Origin of the sequence: Pseudomonas sp. SMN11, from assembly GCF_052041945.1 — a bacterium.
Taxonomy (GTDB): Bacteria; Pseudomonadota; Gammaproteobacteria; order Pseudomonadales; family Pseudomonadaceae; genus Aquipseudomonas.
In genome coordinates, this window is record NZ_JBKGGW010000029.1 from 1 (window position 1) to 22,372 (window position 22,372).

The 22,372-nt window shown below is 63.1% G+C and carries 19 protein-coding genes and 1 riboswitch; of the genes, 13 read left to right on the forward strand and 6 right to left on the reverse strand.

Translation table 11 applies throughout. The features are described 5' to 3' along the window. Positions 1-2,722 (reverse strand): response regulator (locus ACLEJU_RS21015; protein ID WP_440776742.1); only part of this gene is annotated, 2,722 nt, incomplete at its 3' end. Between the two features lie 193 nt (positions 2,723-2,915). Here ACLEJU_RS21015 and ACLEJU_RS21020 point away from each other — a divergent pair. The 7 genes from ACLEJU_RS21020 (at position 2,916) to ACLEJU_RS21050 (ending at position 11,199) form a co-directional block, all read left to right on the forward strand. Then, positions 2,916-3,632 carry a response regulator transcription factor gene (locus tag ACLEJU_RS21020; protein WP_435423836.1) on the forward strand — a complete coding sequence of 239 codons (717 nt, stop codon included), beginning with the start codon at positions 2,916-2,918 and terminating at the stop codon, positions 3,630-3,632. A gap of 3 nt (positions 3,633-3,635) precedes the next feature. Next, a complete protein-coding gene (locus ACLEJU_RS21025) occupies positions 3,636-5,033 on the forward strand; it encodes a histidine kinase sensor domain-containing protein (RefSeq protein WP_435423835.1) in 1,398 nt (465 codons plus the stop codon). A 108-nt stretch (positions 5,034-5,141) separates the two neighbouring features. Then, positions 5,142-6,041, forward strand: a complete 900-nt coding sequence (cysM, locus tag ACLEJU_RS21030; RefSeq protein ID WP_435423834.1) for a cysteine synthase CysM — start codon at positions 5,142-5,144, stop codon at positions 6,039-6,041. Beyond that, entirely contained in the window at positions 6,042-7,400 is a 1,359-nt protein-coding gene (gene rlmD / locus ACLEJU_RS21035; RefSeq protein ID WP_435423833.1) for a 23S rRNA (uracil(1939)-C(5))-methyltransferase RlmD, read from the forward strand. 96 nt (positions 7,401-7,496) lie between these two features. Continuing rightward, positions 7,497-9,737, forward strand: a complete 2,241-nt coding sequence (relA, locus tag ACLEJU_RS21040; RefSeq protein ID WP_079226867.1) for a GTP diphosphokinase — start codon at positions 7,497-7,499, stop codon at positions 9,735-9,737. Between the two features lie 62 nt (positions 9,738-9,799). After that, positions 9,800-10,633 (forward strand): nucleoside triphosphate pyrophosphohydrolase, encoded by an 834-nt coding sequence (gene mazG / locus ACLEJU_RS21045; protein WP_435423832.1) that lies wholly within the window; start codon positions 9,800-9,802, stop codon positions 10,631-10,633. Positions 10,634-10,659: 26 nt separating this feature from the next. Further along, entirely contained in the window at positions 10,660-11,199 is a 540-nt protein-coding gene (locus ACLEJU_RS21050) for a DUF2058 domain-containing protein (RefSeq protein ID WP_110638807.1), read from the forward strand. A gap of 58 nt (positions 11,200-11,257) precedes the next feature. Here the strand turns inward: ACLEJU_RS21050 and ACLEJU_RS21055 are convergent, their stop codons facing one another. The 4 genes from ACLEJU_RS21055 to purM all read right to left on the reverse strand — a co-directional run bounded on the left by ACLEJU_RS21055 (position 11,258) and on the right by purM (position 14,041). Continuing rightward, positions 11,258-11,440: a hypothetical protein gene (locus ACLEJU_RS21055; protein ID WP_103449505.1), complete on the reverse strand. Its 183-nt coding sequence runs from the start codon at positions 11,438-11,440 to the stop codon at positions 11,258-11,260. Between the two features lie 170 nt (positions 11,441-11,610). After that, on the reverse strand, positions 11,611-12,321 hold the full coding sequence (locus tag ACLEJU_RS21060; RefSeq protein WP_435423831.1) for a DUF3108 domain-containing protein: 711 nt from the start codon (positions 12,319-12,321) through the stop codon (positions 11,611-11,613). A gap of 8 nt (positions 12,322-12,329) precedes the next feature. Further along, the gene (purN, locus tag ACLEJU_RS21065) at positions 12,330-12,983 is read right to left on the reverse strand and encodes a phosphoribosylglycinamide formyltransferase (protein ID WP_435423830.1); all 654 of its coding nucleotides are present in this window, start codon (positions 12,981-12,983) and stop codon (positions 12,330-12,332) included. Continuing rightward, positions 12,983-14,041, reverse strand: a complete 1,059-nt coding sequence (gene purM / locus ACLEJU_RS21070; protein ID WP_027918086.1) for a phosphoribosylformylglycinamidine cyclo-ligase — start codon at positions 14,039-14,041, stop codon at positions 12,983-12,985. The genes purN and purM overlap by 1 nt, the downstream gene beginning before the upstream one ends. 254 nt (positions 14,042-14,295) lie before the next feature. Between purM and ACLEJU_RS21075 the strand changes: the two genes are divergently transcribed. From ACLEJU_RS21075 to ACLEJU_RS21100, 6 genes are all read left to right on the forward strand, one after another. After that, positions 14,296-15,366, forward strand: a complete 1,071-nt coding sequence (locus tag ACLEJU_RS21075) for a DUF2066 domain-containing protein (RefSeq protein ID WP_435423829.1) — start codon at positions 14,296-14,298, stop codon at positions 15,364-15,366. A 12-nt stretch (positions 15,367-15,378) separates the two neighbouring features. After that, complete coding sequence (locus ACLEJU_RS21080) at positions 15,379-16,452, forward strand: AI-2E family transporter (protein WP_103449510.1); 1,074 nt, start codon at positions 15,379-15,381, stop codon at positions 16,450-16,452. Between the two features lie 153 nt (positions 16,453-16,605). Next, positions 16,606-17,313 (forward strand): DnaA regulatory inactivator Hda, encoded by a 708-nt coding sequence (hda, locus tag ACLEJU_RS21085; RefSeq protein WP_008092169.1) that lies wholly within the window; start codon positions 16,606-16,608, stop codon positions 17,311-17,313. Positions 17,314-17,440: 127 nt separating this feature from the next. After that, a complete protein-coding gene (locus tag ACLEJU_RS21090) occupies positions 17,441-18,079 on the forward strand; it encodes a C40 family peptidase (RefSeq protein WP_435423828.1) in 639 nt (212 codons plus the stop codon). A gap of 135 nt (positions 18,080-18,214) precedes the next feature. Then, a complete protein-coding gene (locus tag ACLEJU_RS21095) occupies positions 18,215-18,748 on the forward strand; it encodes a C40 family peptidase (protein WP_294336725.1) in 534 nt (177 codons plus the stop codon). Between the two features lie 96 nt (positions 18,749-18,844). Then, positions 18,845-21,391: a dermonecrotic toxin domain-containing protein gene (locus ACLEJU_RS21100; RefSeq protein WP_435423827.1), complete on the forward strand. Its 2,547-nt coding sequence runs from the start codon at positions 18,845-18,847 to the stop codon at positions 21,389-21,391. 12 nt (positions 21,392-21,403) lie between these two features. Here ACLEJU_RS21100 and ACLEJU_RS21105 read toward each other — a convergent pair whose 3' ends face one another. Beyond that, positions 21,404-21,982, reverse strand: a complete 579-nt coding sequence (locus tag ACLEJU_RS21105; protein WP_435423826.1) for a hypothetical protein — start codon at positions 21,980-21,982, stop codon at positions 21,404-21,406. Positions 21,983-22,147: 165 nt separating this feature from the next. Next, positions 22,148-22,368, forward strand: a riboswitch (cobalamin riboswitch). Positions 22,369-22,372: the final 4 nt, after the last annotated feature.

A 22,372-nucleotide genomic window follows, 5' to 3' on the forward strand; every position in this document is an offset into this window, starting at 1 on the left:
TCGCCGCATCCAGCTCATCCAGCGCCTGCGTTGCCTGTGGGCTGTCCTGCTTGAGCAGGGTCTCGCTGCGCTGACACGCCGCGCGCAGCTGGGGCACGCCGCAATAGCGCGAGGCACCGTTGAGCCGGTGCACCTGCTCGATCAATGTCGATGGGTCATCCGCCTCGCGCGCTGCGCGAATCGCCTGGCGGTCGCTTTCCAGCGACGCCAGCAGCATGGCCAGCATGTCGGCAGCCAGGTCTGGCTTGCCGGCGGCCAGGCGCAAGCCTTCGTCCGGGTCCAGCACCGGCAGCTCATGACTGTCGGCATGCGGCCCGCTGGCATGATCCAGTGGCGATGCGCCCAGGCTCAGCCCGGTCCACTTCATGACCACTTGGGCCAACTGTCGCTCGCTGATCGGCTTGGTCAGGTAATCGTCCATGCCGCTGTGCAACAAGGCGCGCTTTTCGTTGGCCATGGCATGGGCAGTCAGGGCGACGATCGGCAACGGGTTGCCGCTCTGGGTCTTTTCCCACAGGCGGATCTGCTCGGTGCAGGCCCGTCCGTCCATGCCGGGCATCTGCACGTCCATCAGCACCAGGTCGAAAGGCTCGGCCTGTACCGCAAGCACGGCGGCATGGCCATTGTCGACAGCCAGCACTTCGGCACCCAGGTCTTCGAGCAGCGTCTGCACCAGCAGCAGGTTGGCGGCGTTGTCGTCGACGCACAGGATCTTCGCCCGGCGTTGGCCGCTGCTGGCCAGTGCCGGTTCGGCCAGCGGCCGGCGCGGTTGCACAAGCTCCAGCAACAGGCGGCGCAACTTGCGCGTGCAGGTCGGTTTGGACAGCAGCTGACCATGACCGTTAGGCAGGAACGGGTGATACAACGCCTGCTCGGTGGTCGGGCACAGCACCACACACTGGCAGTGCAAACGTTCCAGCTGCTGGTTGTATTGACCGAGCTGCTCCGGCGAAAGCGTGCCGAGGTTGGCGCCGAGTACCGCGAACTCGAATGGCAAGCCGGCCTGGAAGCCTGCCTGCACACCCTGCAGCAACTGATCGTAGGAGGCGAACAGGCTGACGCTCAGGCCGCAGTCCTCGAGCTGGTGCTCCAAGGCCTGGCGCGCCAGCTCATGGCTATCGACAATGGCCGCTCTGCGCCCCAGCAACGGTTGCAGTGGGTGTTCCTCGATGTCGTCGTGGGCCTTGGGCAGGCTCAAGCTGATCCAGAACTGCGAGCCTTCGCCTGGTGTGCTGTCGACGCCGATCTCACCGCCCATCTGTTCGATCAGGCGCTTGGAAATCACCAGCCCCAGGCCGGTACCACCGGGCTGGCGTGCCAACGAATTGTCGGCCTGGCTGAACGCCTGGAACAGCGTGCGCACGTCTTGTGGCGACAGGCCGATACCGGTGTCCTGCACGCTGATACGCAGCTGGGCGCTGTCATCCTGTTCGTCCTCGAGCATGGCCCTGACCACGATGGTGCCTTCGCGGGTGAACTTGATCGCGTTGCTCACCAGGTTGGTGAGGATCTGTTTCAGCCGCAACGGGTCGCCGATCAGCGATGTCGGCGTGTCGCGGTAGATCAGGCTGAGCAGTTCGAGCTGTTTGGCGTGGGCGGCGGGGGCGAGGATGGTCAAGGTGTCCTGGACCAGGTCACGCAGGTTGAACGGGATGCTGTCGAGCACCAGCTTGCCGGCCTCGATCTTGGAGAAGTCGAGGATCTCGTTGATGATACCCAACAGGTTGTCGGCGGATTTCTCGATGGTGCTCAGGTAATCCAGCTGCCGCGGGGTCAACTCGCTCTTCTGCAGCAGGTGGGTGAAGCCCAGGATGCCATTGAGCGGCGTGCGGATTTCGTGGCTCATGTTGGCCAGGAACTCCGACTTGATGCGGCTGGCCTCCAAGGCCTCCTTGCGCGCCATGTCCAGCTCGATGTTCTGGATCTCGATGGTTTCCAGGTTCTGGCGCACATCCTCGGTGGCTTGGTCGATGCTGTGCTGCAGCTCCTCGTGGGCGCCGTGCAGGGTTTCGGCCATACGGTTGATGCCGCGGGCCAGTTCGTCCAGTTCATGGCTGCCCATGGCCGGCAGGCGTTCGTCGAGGTGGCCGTCCTTGAGCTGGTTGACCGCATGCTTGATGCGTGCGATCGGGTCATTGATGGTGCGGCTCATGCGCATTGCCAGCAGGCCGCTGAGGGCCAGGCAGGCGAGGATCAGCAGCACGCTCGTGAACAGGTTGCGGTAGCCGCGCAACAGCGTGCCGTCGTGGGACAGCTCGATCTCGACCCAGCCCAGCAGGCGCTCGGCCTCGGACGGTACGGCATCGGTGGCCAGGTCGCGGTGGTGGCCGAACACCGGCATCAGGTAACGGGTGGCGTCGTTGCCGGTGCGCTGCAGCAGTTGGGTACCGGTGCCGCCGCTGGGGGCCTGGTTGATCATGCTCGGCCCGGCATGGGCCAGGCGGCTGCGGTCGGGGGCGAGGAACGCCACGGCGCGCACATCAGCCTGCTCCAGGGTCTGCGCGGCGATGCGCTCCAGCTGGGCGGGTGCCTGCCGTGCCAGGGCCGGTGCGGCCAGCGGTGCCAACTGCTCGGCGAGCATCTTGCCGCGCTGCAGCAACTGGGTGCGCAACTGGTCTTGTTGCAGCCAGGTGAAATAGCTGCCCAGCACCAGTGCCATCAGGCTGGCCGGCAGCAGTGCCAGCAGCAGCACCCGGCTTCTGATTCCCAAACGATCGAGCACACTCGCCTCCTGTGATGTGCCTGGACGCCGTCGTCGCTGCGACGGAACAAAGCGGAAAGTTACTCCGCTGGCTGCGCTAATGCACCCACTGAATGTCATTTCGTTACTTGGCCAACGCATTGGTCGCAGGGCGGTTGCCTGGGAGGAAAGCATGCTCAATAATTGAGTAACTGAGAATGGATGGCAGTTGCCAATGAATCCTGTAGCTAATTACACCTCCCACATCCTGGCGATCGAGGACGATCCGGTCCTGGGGGCGTACCTGCATGAAGAGCTGCAGCGTGGCGGCTTCCAAGTCACCTGGTGCCGCAATGGCCTGGATGGCCTGGCGGCGGCCGGTCGGCAAAGCTTCGACGTGGTGCTGATGGACATCCTGCTGCCTGGCCTCAATGGCCTGGATGCCCTGGCCCGGCTGCGCCAGCACAGCGCCACGCCGGTGATCCTGATGTCGGCGCTGGGCGCCGAGGCCGACCGCATCAGCGGCTTCCAGCGTGGTGCCGATGATTACCTGCCCAAGCCCTTCAGCATGGCCGAGCTGCAGGTGCGGATCGAGGCGATACTGCGCCGGGTCGCCCTTGAGCGGCGCCATCAGCCGCCGCTGGAGGCCGCCGCAGACGCGCTGCATTTCGACGAAGGCCTGTGTGACGTCAGTCTGGGTGGTCGGCTAGCCGGCATGACCCCCAGCGAATACCGGCTGTTCGACGTTCTCTACCGCAATGTCGATGAAGTGCTGAGCAAGCCCTTCCTTTACCAGCAGGTGCTGCAGCGCGGTTACTCGCGACACGACCGCAGCCTCGACATGCACGTCAGTCAGATCCGCCGCAAGCTCAAGAGTATCGGCTATCACGAGCGGGAGATCCGCACTGTGTGGGGCAAAGGCTACGTGCTCAGCGTTGGCGAAGCGGAGTAGGCCATGCTCGATCGCCATTCGCTGTTCTGGAAGCTGGCCATCCTGCTGGTGGGCTTCTGCCTGTTGATGATCGGCCTCAGCTACACCTGGGGCCGCCACATGGAAACCCAGAACGCCTTTCTCGACGAGCCGGCCCGCAAGGTGCTGCGCGACTATGCCAGCGAGGCGGAAACGGCCTGGCGTGGCGGTGGGCGGGAGGGGCTGGACCGCTGGGTGGCGGCGATGCAGCAGCGCGAACGCGGCTGGGTCGGTGTGCTCGACCTCAACCTGCGACCTCTCGACAGTGCCATTCTCGGCCCCGAGATCATGCAGCGGCTCACCCGCCTGCGTGGCGTCGACTGGCCCATGAGCCGGCGCAGCGTCGACCAGCCGTGGCTGCGCATTCCGTTCCCCGGCGCGCCGCAGCAGGGCATGCTGGTGATCGAGCTGCCACAACGGCTCAACCCGGGCCATTACCGCCTAGCTTGGCAAATCGTCACCAACGGCATCATCCCCGGCCTGTTTACCTTGCTGCTGTGTGTCGGCCTGTACCGCATGCTGATCGTCCCGCTCAACCAGCTGCGCGAGCAGGCCAATGCCTGGCGTGCCGACCAGCTTTCGGCACGCCTGGATTCACGGACCACGGCCCGCCACGACGAGCTGGGCGAACTGGCCCGAGCTTTCGATCAGATGGCCGAGCGCCTGCAAGGTACCGTGGTGATGCAGCAGCAGCTTTTGCGCGACCTGTCCCATGAAATGCGCACGCCGCTCAGCCGCCTGCGCGTGGCCTGTGACGGCGAGACCGACCTTGCGCGATTGCGAGAACGCCTGGGGCGTGAGGTGGATTGCATGCAGCAGCTGGTCGAGAACACGCTGCAACTGGCTTGGCAGGACGCCGAGCGTACGCCGATGAATCTTGAGCCGATCCAGGTGCAGGCACTGTGGGACCTGCTGGCCGAGGACGCCAGCTATGAAAGCGGCTGGTCGGCCGGGCGCTTGCGCTGCGAGCTGCCGGGCAATTGCTGGGTGGAGGGCAACCTCAACCACCTGGCCCAGGCCGTGGAGAACATGCTGCGCAATGCCATCCGCCATTCGCCGGAAAATGGCCTGGTGCGGCTGGGTGGGCAACGTGAGGGCGGGTATTGGCGTTTGTGGCTGGAGGATGAGGGCGGGGGTGTGGCCGATGAAGACCTGGAGCGTATCTTTGCACCGTTCTCCCGGCTCGATGGCTCACGACCGGGGGATGGCGGGTTTGGCCTGGGGCTGAGCATTGCCCGCAGTGCGATCCAGCGTCAGGGCGGAACCTTGTGGGCGGAGAATGGCAAGCGCGGGCTGCGGCTGTGCATGAGGTTGCCGATGCATGTGCCGGCCTCTTCGCGGGACAAGCCCGCTCCTACAGGGGCAACGATAAGTTGCTCGTAGCTTAGCGCTTATAGCTTGTAGCTATAGCAACCACAGATTGCGTGATATGGCCGGGAAGGGTTTGCCGGTATGATAGGCACCCCTGCCGTCCGGATTGTGAAATACGCCATGACCTTGCAGTACCCAACCATCGCCGATTGCGTCGGCAATACGCCCCTGGTTCGCCTGCAGCGCATCGCTGGCGAAACCAGCAATACCCTCCTGCTCAAGCTCGAAGGTAACAATCCAGCCGGCTCGGTGAAGGACCGCCCGGCACTGTCGATGATCACCCGCGCCGAACTTCGCGGCCAGATCAAGCCAGGCGACACCTTGATCGAAGCCACTTCCGGCAATACCGGCATCGCCCTGGCCATGGCAGCGGCGATCAAGGGTTACAAGATGATCCTGATCATGCCCGACAACTCCACCGCCGAACGCAAGGCAGCCATGACTGCCTACGGCGCCGAGCTGATCCTGGTGACCAAGGAAGAGGGCATGGAAGGCGCCCGCGACCTCGCCGAGAAGTTGCAGGCCGAAGGCCGCGGTCTGGTCCTCGACCAGTTCGCCAACGGCGACAACCCGATCGCCCACTACAGCAGCACCGGCCCGGAAATCTGGCAGCAGACCCAGGGCACCATTACCCATTTCGTCAGTTCCATGGGTACCACCGGCACCATCATGGGCTGCTCGCAGTACCTCAAGGAACTGAACCCCAACGTGCAGATCGTCGGCCTGCAACCGATGGAGGGCTCGGCCATTCCGGGCATCCGCCGCTGGCCCGAGGAGTACCTGCCAAAGATTTTCGATTCCACCCGCGTCGACCGCGTGATGGACATGTCCCAGCAGGAGGCTGAGGACACCACTCGCCGCCTCGCGCGCGAAGAGGGCATTTTCTGTGGCGTGTCTTCCGGTGGTGCGGTGGCAGCCATGCTGCGCCTGTCCCGCGAAGTGGAAAACGCCGTGATGGTCGCGATCATCTGTGACCGCGGCGACCGTTATCTGTCCACCGGCCTGTTCGACCCGAGCTAAATGTCCAAGAAAAAAAGCAACAGCGGCCTGCGCTTCCAGCCGGCCGGTGGCAACCGCGCGCCCCAGGTCCCCGTGGGCAAGAAGCAGCGCCTGGATATCGAGCGCCTGGCCGGTGACGGCCGCGGCATCGCCTTCCTGGAGGGGCGCACCTGGTTCGTCAGTGGCGCACTGGCCGGTGAAGCGGTCGAGGCGCGGGTGCTCAATGCCCGCGGCAAGGTCGTCGAGGCGCGCCTGGAGCGTGTGCTGCAAGCCAGCCCCGAACGCCGCCAGGCGCCGTGCCGCCATTATGAGCGTTGCGGCGGCTGCAACCTGCAGCACCTGCCGCACGAAGCCCAGCTGGCGCTCAAGCAGCGCACTCTGGCCGAACAGCTGCAACGGGTGGCCGGCGTGCAGCCCGAAGAATGGGCCGCGCCCCTGAGCGGACCGGAATTCGGCTACCGGCGCCGTGCGCGGGTGGCCGTGCGCTGGGACGTGAAGGCAAAGCACCTGGATGTCGGCTTCCGCGCCGAAGCCAGCCAGGAAATTGTCTCCATCGATGACTGCGCCGTGCTGGTACAGCCTTTGCAATCTATTCTTCGCCACTTGCCGACCGTGCTGCGCTCGTTGGGCAAGTCGCAGGCGATCGGCCATGTGGAGCTGTTCAGTGGCACCGCCGAAGCCGTGCTAGTGCGCCATGTCGCGCCGCTGCCGGCGGATGACCTGGCGCGCCTGCAAGCGTTCTGCGACGAGGCCAAGGCCCAGTTGTGGCTGCAGGGCGAGGGTGACCCTGCTCCAGTGGATGCCGAGGCGAAACTGGGCTTTGCCCTGGCGCCCTGGCAGCTGGAGCTGGCCTGGCGCCCGGGCGATTTCGTCCAGGTCAACGCCCAGGTCAACACGGCGATGATCGAGCAGGCCCTGGCCTGGCTCGCGCCGCAGGCTGACGAGCGTGTGCTGGACCTGTTCTGCGGCCTGGGCAACTTCGCCCTGCCGCTGGCGCGTCAGGCACGTGAAGTGGTGGCGGTGGAAGGTGTACAGGCCATGGTCGATCGGGCCGCGGCCAATGCCCGGAACAACGATGTGCATAACGCCGCGTTTTTTCAGGCCGATTTATCGCAGCCTTTGGCAGGCGCCGGATGGGCCGCCGAAGGCTTTTCTGCGGTACTCTTGGATCCACCGCGTGACGGTGCATACGAGGTGGTGCAAGGCATCGCCCGCCTCAACGCCAAGCGCTTGGTGTATGTATCGTGCAACCCGGCCACGCTGGCGCGAGACGCCCAGGTGCTGGTCGGTCAGGGGTACCGGTTAAAAAGGGCCGGGATTCTCGACATGTTTCCTCAGACGGCGCATGTCGAAGCCATGGCGTTATTCGAAGCGGGCTAGCGAACTGGCCCCTTGGTGCGGCTTCCACGGAAGCGAAGCTGCACGGTGATAGCCAGTGCACCCGTGTGGTGCGCTGTATGGAAAGGTAAAACAAAGATGGTACAGGTGAGAGTGCACCAGCCGGTCAACACAGACGGCAGTATCAATCTCGAAGCATGGCTGGATCATGTGGTGAGCGTCGATTCGGCACTGGATCGCGTGGCGCTGAAAGAAGCCTGCGAGTTCACCCAGGAAATCGAAAAGAAGGGCAACCCGGCCAAACATTCCTGGGCCGATGGTACGTCCAGTTACCAGGCCGGCCTGGAAATCGCCGAAATCCTCGCCGACCTCAAGCTCGACCAGGATTCGTTGGTCGCGGCGGTGATCTATCGCTCAGTACGTGAGGGCAAAGTGACTCTGGCCGAAGTCGGTCAGCGCTTTGGCCCGGTGGTGTCCAAGCTGATCGACGGCGTGCTGCGCATGGCCGCCATCAGCGCCAGCCTCAGTCCACGCCAGTCGCTGGTGCTGGGTTCGCAGGCGCAGGTCGAGAACCTGCGCAAGATGCTCGTGGCCATGGTCGACGACGTGCGCGTGGCCCTGATCAAGCTGGCCGAGCGTACCTGTGCGATCCGGGCGGTGAAGTCTGCCGATGACGAAAAACGCCTGCGCGTGGCGCGCGAGGTGTTCGACATCTATGCGCCGCTGGCCCACCGCCTGGGCATCGGCCATATCAAATGGGAGCTGGAAGACCTGTCCTTCCGCTACCTGGAGCCTGACCAGTACAAGCAGATCGCCAAGCTGTTGCACGAGCGCCGGCTGGACCGCGAGCGCTTCATCAGCGACGTGATGAACCAGCTACAGAACGAATTGCTGGCCACCGGGGTCAAGGCCGACATCAGCGGCCGGGCAAAACACATCTATTCGATCTGGCGCAAGATGCAGCGCAAAGGCCTGGAATTCAGCCAGATCTACGACGTGCGTGCGGTGCGCGTGCTGGTGCCGGAGGTGCGTGACTGCTATACCGCGCTGGGCATCGTGCACACTCTGTGGCGGCACATCCCCAAGGAGTTCGACGACTACATCGCCAACCCCAAGGAAAACGGCTATCGCTCGCTGCATACGGCGGTGATCGGCCCCGAGGGCAAGGTGCTGGAAGTGCAGATCCGTACCCACGGCATGCACGAGGAAGCCGAGCTCGGCGTCTGCGCCCACTGGCGCTACAAGGGCACCGACGTCAAGCCCAGCTCCAACCACTACGAAGAGAAGATCTCCTGGCTGCGCCAGGTGCTCGAATGGCATGAAGAACTGGGCGACATTGGTGGCCTGGCCGAGCAGCTGCGGGTCGATATCGAACCCGACCGGGTCTACGTGTTTACCCCGGATGGCCACGCCATCGATCTGCCCAAAGGCGCCACGCCGCTGGATTTCGCCTACCGCGTGCACACCGAGATCGGCCACAACTGCCGTGGCGCCAAGATCAACGGGCGCATCGTGCCGCTCAACTACAGCCTGCAGACCGGCGAGCAGGTGGAGATCATCACCAGCAAGCACGGCAACCCGAGCCGTGACTGGCTGAACTCCAACCTGGGCTACGTCACAACCTCGCGGGCCCGGGCCAAGATCGTCCATTGGTTCAAGCTGCAGGCGCGTGACCAGAACGTCGCCGCCGGCAAGACCTTGCTCGAGCGCGAACTCAGCCGCCTGGGCCTGCCGCAGGTGGACTTCGAGCGCCTGGCCGAGAAAACCAACGTCAAGACCGCCGAGGACATGTTTGCCTCGCTCGGTGCAGGTGACCTGCGCCTGGCGCACCTGGTCAACGCCGCCCAGCAGCTGCTCGAGCCCGAGCGCATCGAACAGATCGAGCTGGTGCCGCGCAAGCCTACCGGCCCGCGTACCGGCAAGCGTGGCGACATCCAGATCCAGGGCGTCGGCAACCTGCTCACACAGATGGCCGGTTGTTGCCAGCCGCTGCCGGGCGATGCGATCGTCGGTTACATCACTCAGGGTCGGGGCGTCAGCATCCACCGCCAGGACTGCGCCTCGGCGCTGCAGCTGGCCGGGCGCGAGCCGGAGCGGATGATCCAGGTAAGTTGGGGGCCGATCCCGGTGCAGACTTACCCGGTCGACATCGTCATCCGCGCCTACGACCGCCCCGGGTTGCTGCGCGACGTGTCGCAGGTGTTGCTCAACGAGAAGATCAACGTGCTGGCGGTCAACACCCGCTCGAACAAGGAAGACAACACCGCACTGATGTCGCTGACCATCGAGATTCCGGGCCTGGATGCGCTGGGGCGTTTGCTGGGCAGGATTTCGCAGTTGCCGAACATCATCGAAACGCGGCGTAATCGTACACCTTGAAGCCGCGGCGCCTGCTTCGCGGGTAAACCCGCGAAGATGGCCCCACCGAAGGACCTGCTTAAATGACCTACACCCTCGAAGACCTTCTGCACCTCATGGTCCGCCTGCGCGACCCGCAGTACGGCTGCCCATGGGACCTGAAGCAGAACTACGCGAGCATCGTGCAGCACACCATCGAAGAAGCCTACGAAGTCGTCGACACTATCGAGCGCGGCGATTTCGAGCACCTGCAGGGCGAGCTCGGCGATCTCTTGTTCCAGGTGGTCTACTACAGCCAGCTGGCCCGGGAGGAAGGGCGTTTCGAGTTCGATGGCGTGGTCGACAGCATCACCCGCAAGCTGATCCGCCGTCACCCCCACGTATTCCCGACGGGCGAACTGTACGCGCCGCTGGACACTCCCAGCCTGGGCGAGGCCCAGGTCAAGTCACGCTGGGAGGAGATCAAGGCCGAGGAGCGCGCTGAGAAAAGCACCCCTGAGCAACTGTCGCTGCTCGATGACGTACCGGCGGCATTGCCGGCGCTGTCGCGAGCGGCCAAACTGCAGAAGCGCGCGGCTACCGTCGGGTTCGACTGGCCAGAGGCACTGCCGGTGCTGGACAAGGTGCGCGAGGAGCTCGACGAAGTGTTGCAGGCCATGGCCGACAACGACGCCGATGCACTCGAGGATGAAGTCGGCGATCTGCTGTTTGCCGTCGTGAACCTGGCCCGCCATCTCAAGCAAGACCCGGAAAACGCCCTGCGCCGCGCCAACCGCAAGTTCGAGCGGCGTTTCCGCTTCATCGAACAGGCATTGCGTGACAGTGGCCGGCCGATTGAACATTGTAACCTTGACGAGCTGGATGCCCTTTGGGGTGAGGCCAAGCGTCAGGAAAAGAACCTGCCCAGCTGCGGCTGAGCTGTTGCATAAGTGAGTGAACATTCATGAGCCTTTCCCTTCGCGACCAATTGCTCAAAGCCGGTCTGGTCAACCAGAAACAGGTCTCGCAGACCAACAAAGCTGAAAAGAAACAAAAGCGCATGGAGCACAAAGGCCAGGTCGAGGTCGACGACAGCCAGCAGCGCATGGCCAAGGAAGCCATGGCCGAGAAGGCCAAGCGTGACCAGGAGCTGAATCGCCAGCAGCAGGAAAAGGCCGAGCAGAAGGCCCGCGTGGCGCAGATCAAGCAGTTGATCGAAGCCACCCGCCTGCCCAAGCTGACCACCGAGGACTACTACAACTTCGTTGATGACAAGAAGGTCAAGCGCATTGCCGTCAACGCCCTGATGCGCACCCGCCTGAGCAATGGCGCGCTAGCCATCGTGTCGCATGCTGGCGGCTACGAAGTGATCCCGCGCGAGGCGGCGGTGAAGATTCAGGAGCGCGACCCGAACCGTATCCTGCTGCTCAATACCCATGTCGAGGAAGCGGACGAGGACGATCCGTACGCGGCCTACAAGATCCCAGACGATCTGATGTGGTAAGCACGAAAAACCCCGCCTTGGCGGGGTTTTTTATTGGAAGACTGTATCAAGGTTCGGATTACTGCGTGGTGCGCTGGTTTTCAAGCTCTTCGAGCTCTGCCCGGTACTGGTGAGCTTCATGTTCCTGGTGGAACATCCCTACCAGTTGGCCTTGTTGGTGCACATCCCAGATCCGCACGCCAGCGGCCAGGCCTTCGTGGGACATTTTCGATTCGTCGCGTTCGGTTACTTGGACTGTCATCGGTAAACTCCACTGCTTTGAGTTGACTGCGACACTGTGTCGCACAACCCCTTTATAGAGTTTGTTAGCAGGCTAAGTAAATAAAACAGGCATGAAACAAGTTTCATGAAAGCCGGGCAAAAAGAAGCCCCGCACAGGGCGGGGCTCCGGATACTGCGGGTTGCAGCGGATCAGTTACCTTTCACCGTCTTGCCGTCGACCGTGCCATCCTGCAGCACGATCACGTACTCCTTGCCATCGGTCTCCACCTGGCGCAGCTGCACGAGCAGGTAGTCCCAGTCCTTGGCGAACCACAGCTCGGTAACACGCTTGTTCTGCGCTGGGGCACGCACGCGCTCGACCTTCACCGCCTCGACCTGGCCGGTCTTGGTGGCGATCTTCTCGGTGCCGAGCACGCGGAAGTCATAGTTGTCGATCTCGTCGCCATCGACCACCTGGTAGGTCATGCTCTTCTTGCCGGCGGCCACATCGTGCTGCAGTGCCAGCTGGTAGGACGACTTGTCCAGCACACCGCGGTTGAGCGGCAGGTTGATGGGGTCCTTGCGGTCGGTACCGGTGATCTTCTTGGCGTTCCAGTCGAAGGTCAGGTCGACGGTCTTGGCCTTGCCCAGGCCGCCACGCTCGAAGTGATACTTCTGCGGCAGCAGGGTGTCGTTGTCCATGCGCAGGGTGCTTTGCTCGGTCAGGCTGGCGATCATCATGGAAGCCTTGAAATTAAGGTCCCAGGTACCGTTGGCATTTTTGACCAGGCTGCGCTCGGCGGTGCCGCTCATGGGCAGTTGCTTCCAGTCGGCGGTGTAGCTGGCCGAGAAGGGCTTGAGGTCAGCTGCCTGGAGGGGCAGGGCGAGCACGGCGAGAGCCAATAGCAGGGCACGACGCATAAATTCTCCTAGGGTCGGATCAAGTGACCACTGGCCGGCAGCGGCAGGTCATCCAGTAACGCACCCTGTTCACCCAGGCGCAAACGACCTTGGGCAAACCAGTGCACCGCCAGCGGGTAGATCTGGTGTTCCTGATGGTGAACCCTTTGGGCCAGGCTTTCCACCGTGTCATCAGACAGCACCGGTACCACAGCCTGTACGACCAGAGGCCCGCCATCGAGTTCCTCGGTGACGAAGTGTACGCTGCAGCCATGTTCGGCGTCGCCTGCCTCCAGTGCCCGGCGGTGGGTATGCAGGCCCTTGTAGCGGGGCAGCAACGACGGGTGGATGTTGAGCAGGCGGCCTTGGTAGTGGCGCACGAAGTCGCCACTGAGGATGCGCATGAAGCCGGCCAGCACCACCAGGTCCGGCGTGAAGCCGTCGATACGCGCCATCAGCGCGGCATCGAAGGCTTCGCGGCCGTCGAACTGGGTGTGGTCGAGCACCACGGTGTCGATACCGACCGCCTGGGCCCGTTGCAGGCCGTAGGCATCGGCGCGGTTGGAGACCACCGCAGCGATGCGCACCTGGCTGTCATGCGTGCGGCAACTGTCGATCAAGGCTTGCAGGTTGCTGCCGGAACCCGACAGCAGTACCACTACATTGCAGGGCTTGCTCGGCATCAGTGTGCCTTGAGGTTCTGCAGCTCGACCTGGGCGGCGCCTTCGGCGGCTTCGGCGATGTGGCCGATGACCCAAGGCTGCTCACCGGCGGCGCGCAGTTCGTTCAGGGCAGCTTCGACCTGATCCTGGGCCACGCAGATGACCATGCCGACACCGCAGTTCAGCACGCGGTGCATCTCGTGCTCGTCGACGTTGCCTTTTTCCTGCAGGAAGTCGAACACCGCCGGGCGCTGCCAGCTGGCCACGTCAACCACGGCCTGGGCATTCTTCGGCAGGACGCGCGGGATGTTGTCCAGCAGGCCGCCACCGGTGATGTGGGCCATGGCCTTGACTGCGCCAGTGTTTTTGATCAACTGCAGCAGTGGCTTGACGTAGATGCGGGTTGGCGCCATCAGCAGGTCGGTCAGCGGCTTGCCGTCGAGCTGGGTGTTCTCGATATCGGTGCCGGACACTTCGAGGATCTTGCGGATCAGCGAGTAGCCGTTGGAGTGCGGGCCGGAGGACGGCAGGGCGATCAGCGCGTCACCGGTGGCAACCTTGGAGCCGTCGATGATCTCGGCCTTTTCCACGACGCCGACGCAGAAGCCGGCCAGGTCGTAGTCTTCGCCTTCATACATGCCCGGCATTTCGGCGGTTTCGCCGCCGACCAGGGAGCAGCCAGCCAGTTCACAGCCGGCGCCGATGCCGGTGACCACGGTGGCGGCCACGTCGACATTCAGCTTGCCGGTGGCGTAGTAGTCGAGGAAGAACAGCGGCTCGGCGCCGCAGACCACCAGGTCGTTGACGCACATGGCGACCAGGTCCTGGCCGATGCTGTCGTGCTTGTTCAGGTTCAGTGCCAGGCGCAGCTTGGTGCCGACGCCGTCGGTGCCGGAGACCAGCACCGGCTGCTTGTAGCCGGCCGGGATCTCGCAGAGGGCGCCGAAGCCACCCAGGCCACCCATGACTTCAGGGCGTGCGGTGCGTTTTGCCACGCCCTTGATGCGTTCGACCAGTGCTTCGCCGGCGTCGATGTCTACACCGGCGTCCTTGTAGCTCAGGGAGGGTTGCTTGCTCATTGATCCAGGCCTTTAAGAGGGAGGGATTCGTAAAAACGACCATGACGGCCAAGGCCGGCTGGGAAGCGGCGGCTGCCTGAAACGTCAGTGGTCTGTGAAGGCGCGCGATTTTATCAGGGTTGCCGGGCAGCGGCCATCCTCAGGCCGACGGGCAGGGCGGTAAATTGCTGAAAAAGGTGTGTGGGTGGTTGATGCGCCTCCTTCTGTATAAGCTGCAAGCCACATGCTTCATGCGCAACCGGACAGGAATCCCCATGCGACTATTCAATTCTCTGGCGGCAGGGTGCCTTGCACTAGCCTGCCTCACTGCGCAGGCCGAAACCGTCTCCGGGCTTTATCAAGTGCGCGAGCCGGTCGAATGGCAGGGTGCCGAAGCCCGTTCGGCAGCTACTGCCAAGGCCTTCGATACCTTGGTGCTGCGCCTGACGGGTGACCCCAAGGCGGCGCAGAACCCGGCGCTGGCCGACCTGCGCAAGGACCCACAACAGATCATCAACCAGGTCGGCACCGAAGCCGGGCCGCCGGAGTCGGTGCTGGTCGAGTTCGACCCTGGCAGCACCGAGCGTGCTTTGCGCAAAGCTGGCCTGGCGCTGTGGGGCAGTAACCGGCCCTCCATCCTCGGCTGGTGGCTCAATGACAGTGCAGAAGGCAGCAACCTGGTCGGTGACGGCCAGGCCAGCGCCCAGCCGCTGCGTCGAGCCGCCCAGCACCGGGGCTTGCCGCTGCGCTTGCCGCTGGCCGACCTGCAAGAGCAACTGGTAGCCAACGCCAAGCAGCTCGAAGGCAATGATCCGGCCCCCCTGCGCCAAGCTGCGGAGCGCTACGGCGCCGACGCCATGCTGGCGGTGCATGCCCATGAGGCCGATGGCAAATGGCAAGGTACCTGGCAGTTGTGGCTGGGCGACAAGCGCGAGCAGGGCAACGCCGAAGGCGCTGACCAGGCGGCCCTGGCGGACGCCGTCATGCTGGCAGTCAGCAGTCGTCTGGCGCCGCGCTATGTGGTCAAGGCCGGTGCCAGCAGCCAGTTGCAGTTGCAGGTGCAAGGCATGAACCTGCAACGCTATGCCGAGCTGAGCCGTGTGCTGGAGCCTTATGGCCCACGCCTGCAGCTGGCCGAAGGCGGTACCTTGACCTATGCGGTCACCGGTAATCGCGAGCAACTACGTGCCCAGCTGGGTCTGGCCAAATTGCAGGAAGTGCCACCGGAGCAGGCTCCGCCGGCACCGGTCACACCCACGCCGGCCCCGGGTGCTGCTCCAGGCCAGCCGGCCGCACCCGCTCCTGTTGCCGCCAAGCCGTTCGACGGCCTGCGATTCCGTTGGTAAGGGGCGCTATCGATGACTGACATGCGTCGCTGGATCGGCTGGGGTGCTGCACTGCTGATTGCCGTGCTTCTCTATAGCTTGCATAACATTCTCACCCCATTCCTGGTCGGCATCTTGCTGGCCTACCTGGCCGACCCGCTGGTCGACCGTCTGGAGCGCGTTGGCCTGTCGCGCACCTGGGGTGTGGTGGTGGTGTTCGGCCTGTTCACCCTGGTGCTGCTGGCCTTGCTGCTGGTGCTGGTGCCGCTGCTGGCCAAGCAGTTGCTGCGCCTGTACGAATTGGCGCCGCAAATGCTCGACTGGCTCGAGCATGTGGCGCTGCCCTGGGTGCAGGGCCGCCTGGGCCTGGCCGATGGCTTCTGGAAGTTCGACAAGATCAAGGCCGCCATCGGCGAGCACATGGGCCAGACCACCGACATCGTCGGCATGCTGTTGTCCCATGCCACTGCCTCGAGCCTGGCGCTGATCGCCTGGCTGGCCAACATGGTGCTGATCCCGGTGGTGGGCTTCTATCTGCTGCGCGACTGGGATCTGATGATGGCCAAGCTGCGCGGCCTGCTGCCGCGTCAGCGCGAACCTCAGGTGGTGGGCCTGGCCGGTGAATGCCATGAAGTACTGGGGGCGTTCGTCCGTGGCCAGTTGATGGTGATGCTCGCGCTGGGCGTCATCTATTCCGCCGGCCTGATGCTGGTCGGGCTCGAACTGGGCTTGCTGATCGGCATGCTCGCGGGCCTGGCGGCCATCGTGCCGTACATGGGCTTCATCATTGGTATCGGCGCGGCGCTGGTGGCCGGGCTGTTCCAGTTTGGTGGTGACCTGTACCCGATGCTTGGCATCGTTGCCGTGTTCATGGTCGGGCAGGCGCTGGAGGGCATGGTGCTGACCCCGCTGCTGGTGGGTGACCGCATCGGCCTGCATCCGGTGGCGGTGATCTTCGCCATCCTTGCCGGTGGCGAACTGTTCGGCTTTACCGGGGTGTTGCTGGCGCTGCCGGTGGCGGCGGTGATCATGGTATTGCTGCGGCATGTGCATGATCTGTACAAGGAATCGGACATGTATGCCGGGGATGTCGACCCGGATCTGTGACCTGAGTACTGGGTTGCGTTGCCGCAAAGTGGCGCAACTCGTTGATTTCGCTTGCGCTATCCGCCTGCATGATTGTGCGCCCTGCAATGCGGGTATAGACTTTGCACATTGTTCACCAAAGGCCCCCTGCGGTCCTGACGACCGCCCGCGAGCATGAAACCACCGATCCAGTTGCCCCTGGGTGTGCGCCTGCGCGATGACGCCACCTTCATCAACTACTATCCGGGCGCCAATGCCGCGGCGTTGGGCTATGTCGAGCGGCTATGCGAAGCCGACGCTGGCTGGACCGAGAGCCTCATCTACCTGTGGGGCAAGCAGGGCGTTGGCCGCAGCCACCTGCTGCAGGCAGCCACCCACCGTTTCCAGCAGCGCGGCGAACCCGCCGTGTATTTGCCGCTGGCGCAATTGCTCGATCGCGGCGTGGAGTTGCTCGACTACCTGGCTCAGTACGAACTGGTGTGCATCGACGACCTGCACGTGATCGCTGGCAAGGCGGACTGGGAAGAGGCGATGTTCCATTTGTTCAACCGCTTGCGCGACAGCGGTCGGCGCCTGTTGCTGGCAGCCTCCGCTTCACCTCGCGAACTGCCGATCAAACTGCCCGATCTCAAGTCACGGCTGACCCTGGCGCTGGTCTTCCAGATGCGCGGCCTGTCCGACGAAGACAAGCTGCGAGCCCTGCAATTGCGAGCGTCGCGCCGTGGCCTGCACCTGACTGACGAAGTCGGCCATTTCATCCTGACCCGTGGCACGCGCAGCATGAGCGCGCTGTTCGACCTGCTCGAGCGCCTCGATCAGGCCTCTTTGCAAGCTCAGCGCAAGTTGACCATCCCTTTCCTGAAGGAAACCCTCGGTTGGTAAAGCCCATAAACACGGGGCTCTGAGGTGCAAAACGAAAAAGTCACATCTTTTTCGATAAAATTTGCAAATGGCCGTGATAGAGGGCATAGTTTCCCCCTTCTAAAGGATTACAGACACGGTCGTGCCCATGCTGAAGCGCTTCGCACCCCTCGTGCCACTCGCACTCGTGACCTTGCTTTTTGGCTGCGCGGCCCACGGCCCGGATTCCCAGCCCCAGGATCACACCCCGATTGCCTCGCAATCGGTCAACAAGGCCAAGGCTTCGCCTTCGTCCGTATTCGGCGAAGAAGAACAGGCCACTGAAGATGACCTGGAGGCCTTCTCCAGCAGCAAGCCTTATCAGCTCCCGGTTCTGGCAGACAGCATCCTCGAGCGTGGCATGTCGCTGATCGGCACCCGCTACCGCTTCGGTGGTACCTCGGAAGCCTCTGGGTTCGACTGCAGCGGTTTCATCGGCTACCTGTTCCGCGAAGAAGCCGGGATGAATCTGCCGCGCTCGACCCGCGAAATGATCAACGTCGATGCGCCCAAGGTGGCCCGCAACAAGCTCAAGCCTGGCGATTTGCTGTTCTTCAGCACCAATGGCCGTGGGCGTGTCAGCCATGCCGGCATCTACCTGGGTGACAATCAGTTCATTCACTCCAGCAGCCGCCGCAGCGGTGGTGTGCGCATTGACAGCCTCGGTGATCGCTACTGGAGCAAGACCTTCATCGAAGCCAAGCGTGCCTTGGCCATGGCGCCGACCACCAGTATCGCGCGCAACTGATATCAAAATGATATATTCTGCCGCGGCGGCGCAGCTGAAAAGCTCGCCGCCGTGCGCATTTACAGAAAGCGTCTAATCTAAATTCTCAACTCTTTTCGGCTGCGGCCGTTCGGTCTCAGACAGGAAGTTCTGGCCATGGCGATGATGGCGCGCTTCGCATTCCTTTCCCTGGTGGCACTGCTTGCCGCCTGCTCCAGCCGTGCCCCGGCACCGGCCCCTGTGGTGCAGCCACGGATTACCTACAGCCAGCCCGAAGGCTCGCCACTCGCCGACGACGTGCTCATGCGCGCGATCGGCCTGGTCGGCACACCGTATCGCTGGGGCGGCAACACACCGGATTCCGGGTTCGACTGCAGTGGCCTGATCGGTTACGTGTACCGCGATGCTGCGGGTATCAGCCTGCCGCGATCGACGCGCGAGATGATCGTCATGCGCGCGCCGACCGTGAACATCGACTCGCTGCAGTCGGGTGACCTGGTGTTCTTCGCCACCGGTGGCGGTTCGCAGGTCAGCCATGCGGGCATCTACGTAGGGGAGGGGCGCTTCGTGCATGCGCCGCGCACGGGCGGTACGGTACGCCTGGATTACCTGTCCAACAGCTATTGGTCCAAAGCTTACCTGCAGGCCAAGCGGGTCATTCCGCAAGGCCACCTGGCGCAGAACCCCTGATTTCTCGCCCACCGCGGCGACGACATACATCTACCACTCCGCGTTGCCTGAGGGACACCAGCATGTGCCTCCGATTGCAGCGGTCTGGAGTGGGACATGAATACCGTCAATGAACGAATTATCCGCAGCCTGAACACACTGGATGCCGCGCGTCCGCTGGTGGGGCTGATAGATCAGATTATCGCGAACTTCCCTGACCTGCATGATCTGGCCAGCCAGCAGGCTGCGCGGATCCTGCACAGGCGCACCGGCAAACAGATGGACCCGCGGTTTGTCTGGTGGCACCAGTTCAACAGCTCAAGCTCAAGTGCGCGCAGCTTCACTGGCTGGCAGCACAGCGGGCCGCCACAGAAATCGATGGTGATGACCGAGCTGGTTATCGAGCGGTTCGACCTGTATTACCAGGACGCCGCCGATGAACTCGACCAACGAGGCGGCTTTTACCTGCAGGGCCCTCATGCCAAGACCTACGATGAGCGCCATGAGGTGCGGATGCTCGGCAGCGACGTGCAGAAGGATCTCTGGGCGTTGGACTTCGCGGTTCTCTACCGTGAGGCGGTCGAGCGTTTCTGGACAGCCAATGGTGAGCACTTTCGTGTACTGGCCAAGGTCAACCTGCTTGGGCAAGTATCGGGAGCGTTGCTCCAGGGGCGGATCACGGCCGACGACGCGCGGCATCTGCGCACCCTGGTGTCAGCTGAGCTGGCCGACATCACCATGCCTTCCCTTGCCATGTTGCAGCGGCAAAGCGGCGATCATGCCTTGACCTTGGACCGATACACATTCGGTGAGGGAGATAGAGGCTGCCTGTTCTCGATGCAGGCACCGGGCGGGCGGTTCATCGCCTATCTGCCATGGGCAGACGAAGCGTTGAGAGGGTTCGACTCTGAGCTGGCGATGGCCGCCTGGCTGCGCGCGCAGCTGCAGGTGGCGAGTACGTTGGACAACTTCGCCATGGTGGCGCACAGCAATCCTCGTGACCGGTCGGCCAACCAGCTGATCAGGGTGCACCTGCAAGGCATCGCCGACAGCCGTTCGGATGAGGCCGGACTGGTCGCACTGTCACTGTTCAAGCGTGCCCTCGGTAACGACCTGTTTGCCTGGCTGGCTGACCAGGCTGTCGCGGAGCTGCGGCGTAATGGCAGGCTTCTGCAGGACAACACCAGGCTGCGCAGGGCAATGTACAGTGGCTATCTGTCGGCCTTCCTCAACCTATTTGGCAGTTTTGCCCCCTTCGGTTGGCCAATGACGCTGATCTTGCTCGGGGCCACGCTCGCCAAGGTTGGGTTGGACGTGGACACTGCGTTGCATGCCACCGATGAGCAGCAACGCAAGAGCGCCTTGCGCTCGGCGATGCTGGAAAGTGTCTTTGCGACCTTCGACATGGCTGATATCGGCTTCACTTCGATGTTCGCTTCACTCGCTTTTGAAGCCCCTCCTCATGAGGTGGGCGCCAACCTTGAAGAGTGGCAGCCGGTGGAGTCGGCGAGCCTGGAAGTGGAAGATTGGGCAAGCAATATCGTGCCCGCTGGCGAGGTGTCCCACAACGGCCGTTTGCGTGGTGTACAGGTCAGTCAGGATGGCAGTTGCTGGATCACCCTCAATCGCCTGACCTATCGTGTGCGCTACAGCCACGAGCTGGCGACCTGGCTGGTGGTGCCAGCGGACAACCCTTTTGCCTTTGTATCACTGCAGCCCGTGCGGCTGAATGCATCAGGTGAATGGGAGTTGTTGGCACCGCCGCGACTGTCGGGTGGGACACCGCCGCAGGAGGGAAGCATACCTGTCAGACGCTCGGCGTTCTGGGATACCTACACGGTCAGCAACGGCGTCCGCAATACCCAGTTGTCCATCAACTCGTTGAAAAGGCAGAAGGCCCTGTTGGCGAAATGGCCGGTCGCTGAGCTGCCCCGCGGGCAGGCACCGGACCTCGATGCGCGCGGGCTGGATTGCGTGATGGTCAATGGCCGGCCTTACTATTCATATCGCTACGGGCGCGAGTACTTCAATACCATGATCGAGTACTACACCAGCGACGAATCGCAGGTGAATGACGTGTTCCGTTCGGGCGTTTACAAATATGGTGATGAAGATGCCTACATTCACGATTTTGCCGACAGCCTGGGATTTTTGCCCAAGAGCAACGAGGTCAGTCTCTACAGGGGGGGAAATCACACTCGCAGTACCAGCGGTGCAAACTACCGCACAGGTCAGCTGGGCGTTGGCGATGTACTGGTCAATACAGATCTGACCTCGTTTACTGAAAACCCTTACAAGGTTGCCGAGTTTGCCGCGCTGCCTGACGCGCAGGCGCCCGGCGCGGTATCCGGTCGCTTCGACGACAGTTCGGTGGTGTTCGAACTGCCTGCCGGGCATTACCGCGATGCGACACCGATCAGTGCATTTTCCCTTTTCTGGGATGAGGCCGAGAGCCTGTTCCTGCCAGGCCACTATTTCCGTATAGAAGGGCTGGAGGAGGTCAGGGGCGAGCATTACCGCTTCATCAAGGTAACGCTCAGGCAAATCACCAAGCCAGCGTTGGGCCCTGTCTACGACTTGCGCACGGGGCTGCTGTTCGACGACGCGGACTACCGTAACCGCTTCAGGAGCGCCGCCCTTGTCGAGCGGTTCTTCCCGGCATGATGGCCGCTCGGCTCAGGCCTGTTTGAGCAGCAGTGCCACGCCCGGGTAGTACTGTCCTGTCTCGTTGTGCAGCTTGCGGTAGGCGTACGGGAAATACCAGGCGATGGCGCAGGCCGTGTGCTTTTGCAGGTCGTCCACCAGATCCTGCAACTCCTCGGGGCTGGCATATTGGCCAGCTTTCCAGGGCGTGATGAACAGGGCGCCGGCTTTCAGCTGGCTGGCGTAGGCCTTGTGGCGGGCGAGGGCAGTTGTTTCCTGGAGCGCCGAGGCCATGTCCAGCCGCGCGACTTTGGGCCAGCGCTGGCTGATACTGAGGTACAGCGTTTCATCGGCGCTGCAGATCGACAGGTCGCAGCGCCCCTCCTGTTCACCTTCGTCACGCTGTTTCTTGCTGGTGAACTGCTGCAGCGCTGCCAGTTCGGCTTGCCAGGCGGCTGCGGCAAGCATGCCGATGTTGGCTTGGGTGCCATGCCAGTAAGGTGCCTCGGCATCACCATTGAACTGGTTGAAGCGGTCGATGCAGTCGATCCAGCGCTCCAGCACGGGGCGGAGGAACTCCAGGTTCGGGTTGTTGATGATCTGGCCTTGCATGCTGCGCACTCCTGTTATCGTTGTGATCGCGTTCAGCGCAAAATAATGGCTATGTGATATCACTCTGATCAGTGTGGCACAACCTGGCAGATCGGCCATTGGCCCAGGCCAGTTCTGCCGAAGTAAAAGGCCCCGTTCGATTGACGCTCCCAGTGCAACCCTCTAACCTTCGCGCGTGTTTCAGGTGCCCTGCCAGCCTCGACTGGGCAGGGTGAAACTGGGAAGCCGGTGGTCGCCAGCATGGCGCGATTCCGGCGCTGCCCCCGCAACGGTAGGTGAGTAGCGGCCGCGCAGGGCCACTGGGTACGTATACCCGGGAAGGCGCGCAGGCCAGGGTCGATTGCCCGCTCACGAGCCCGGAGACCGGCCTGAAACTGCCAACGGCATCAC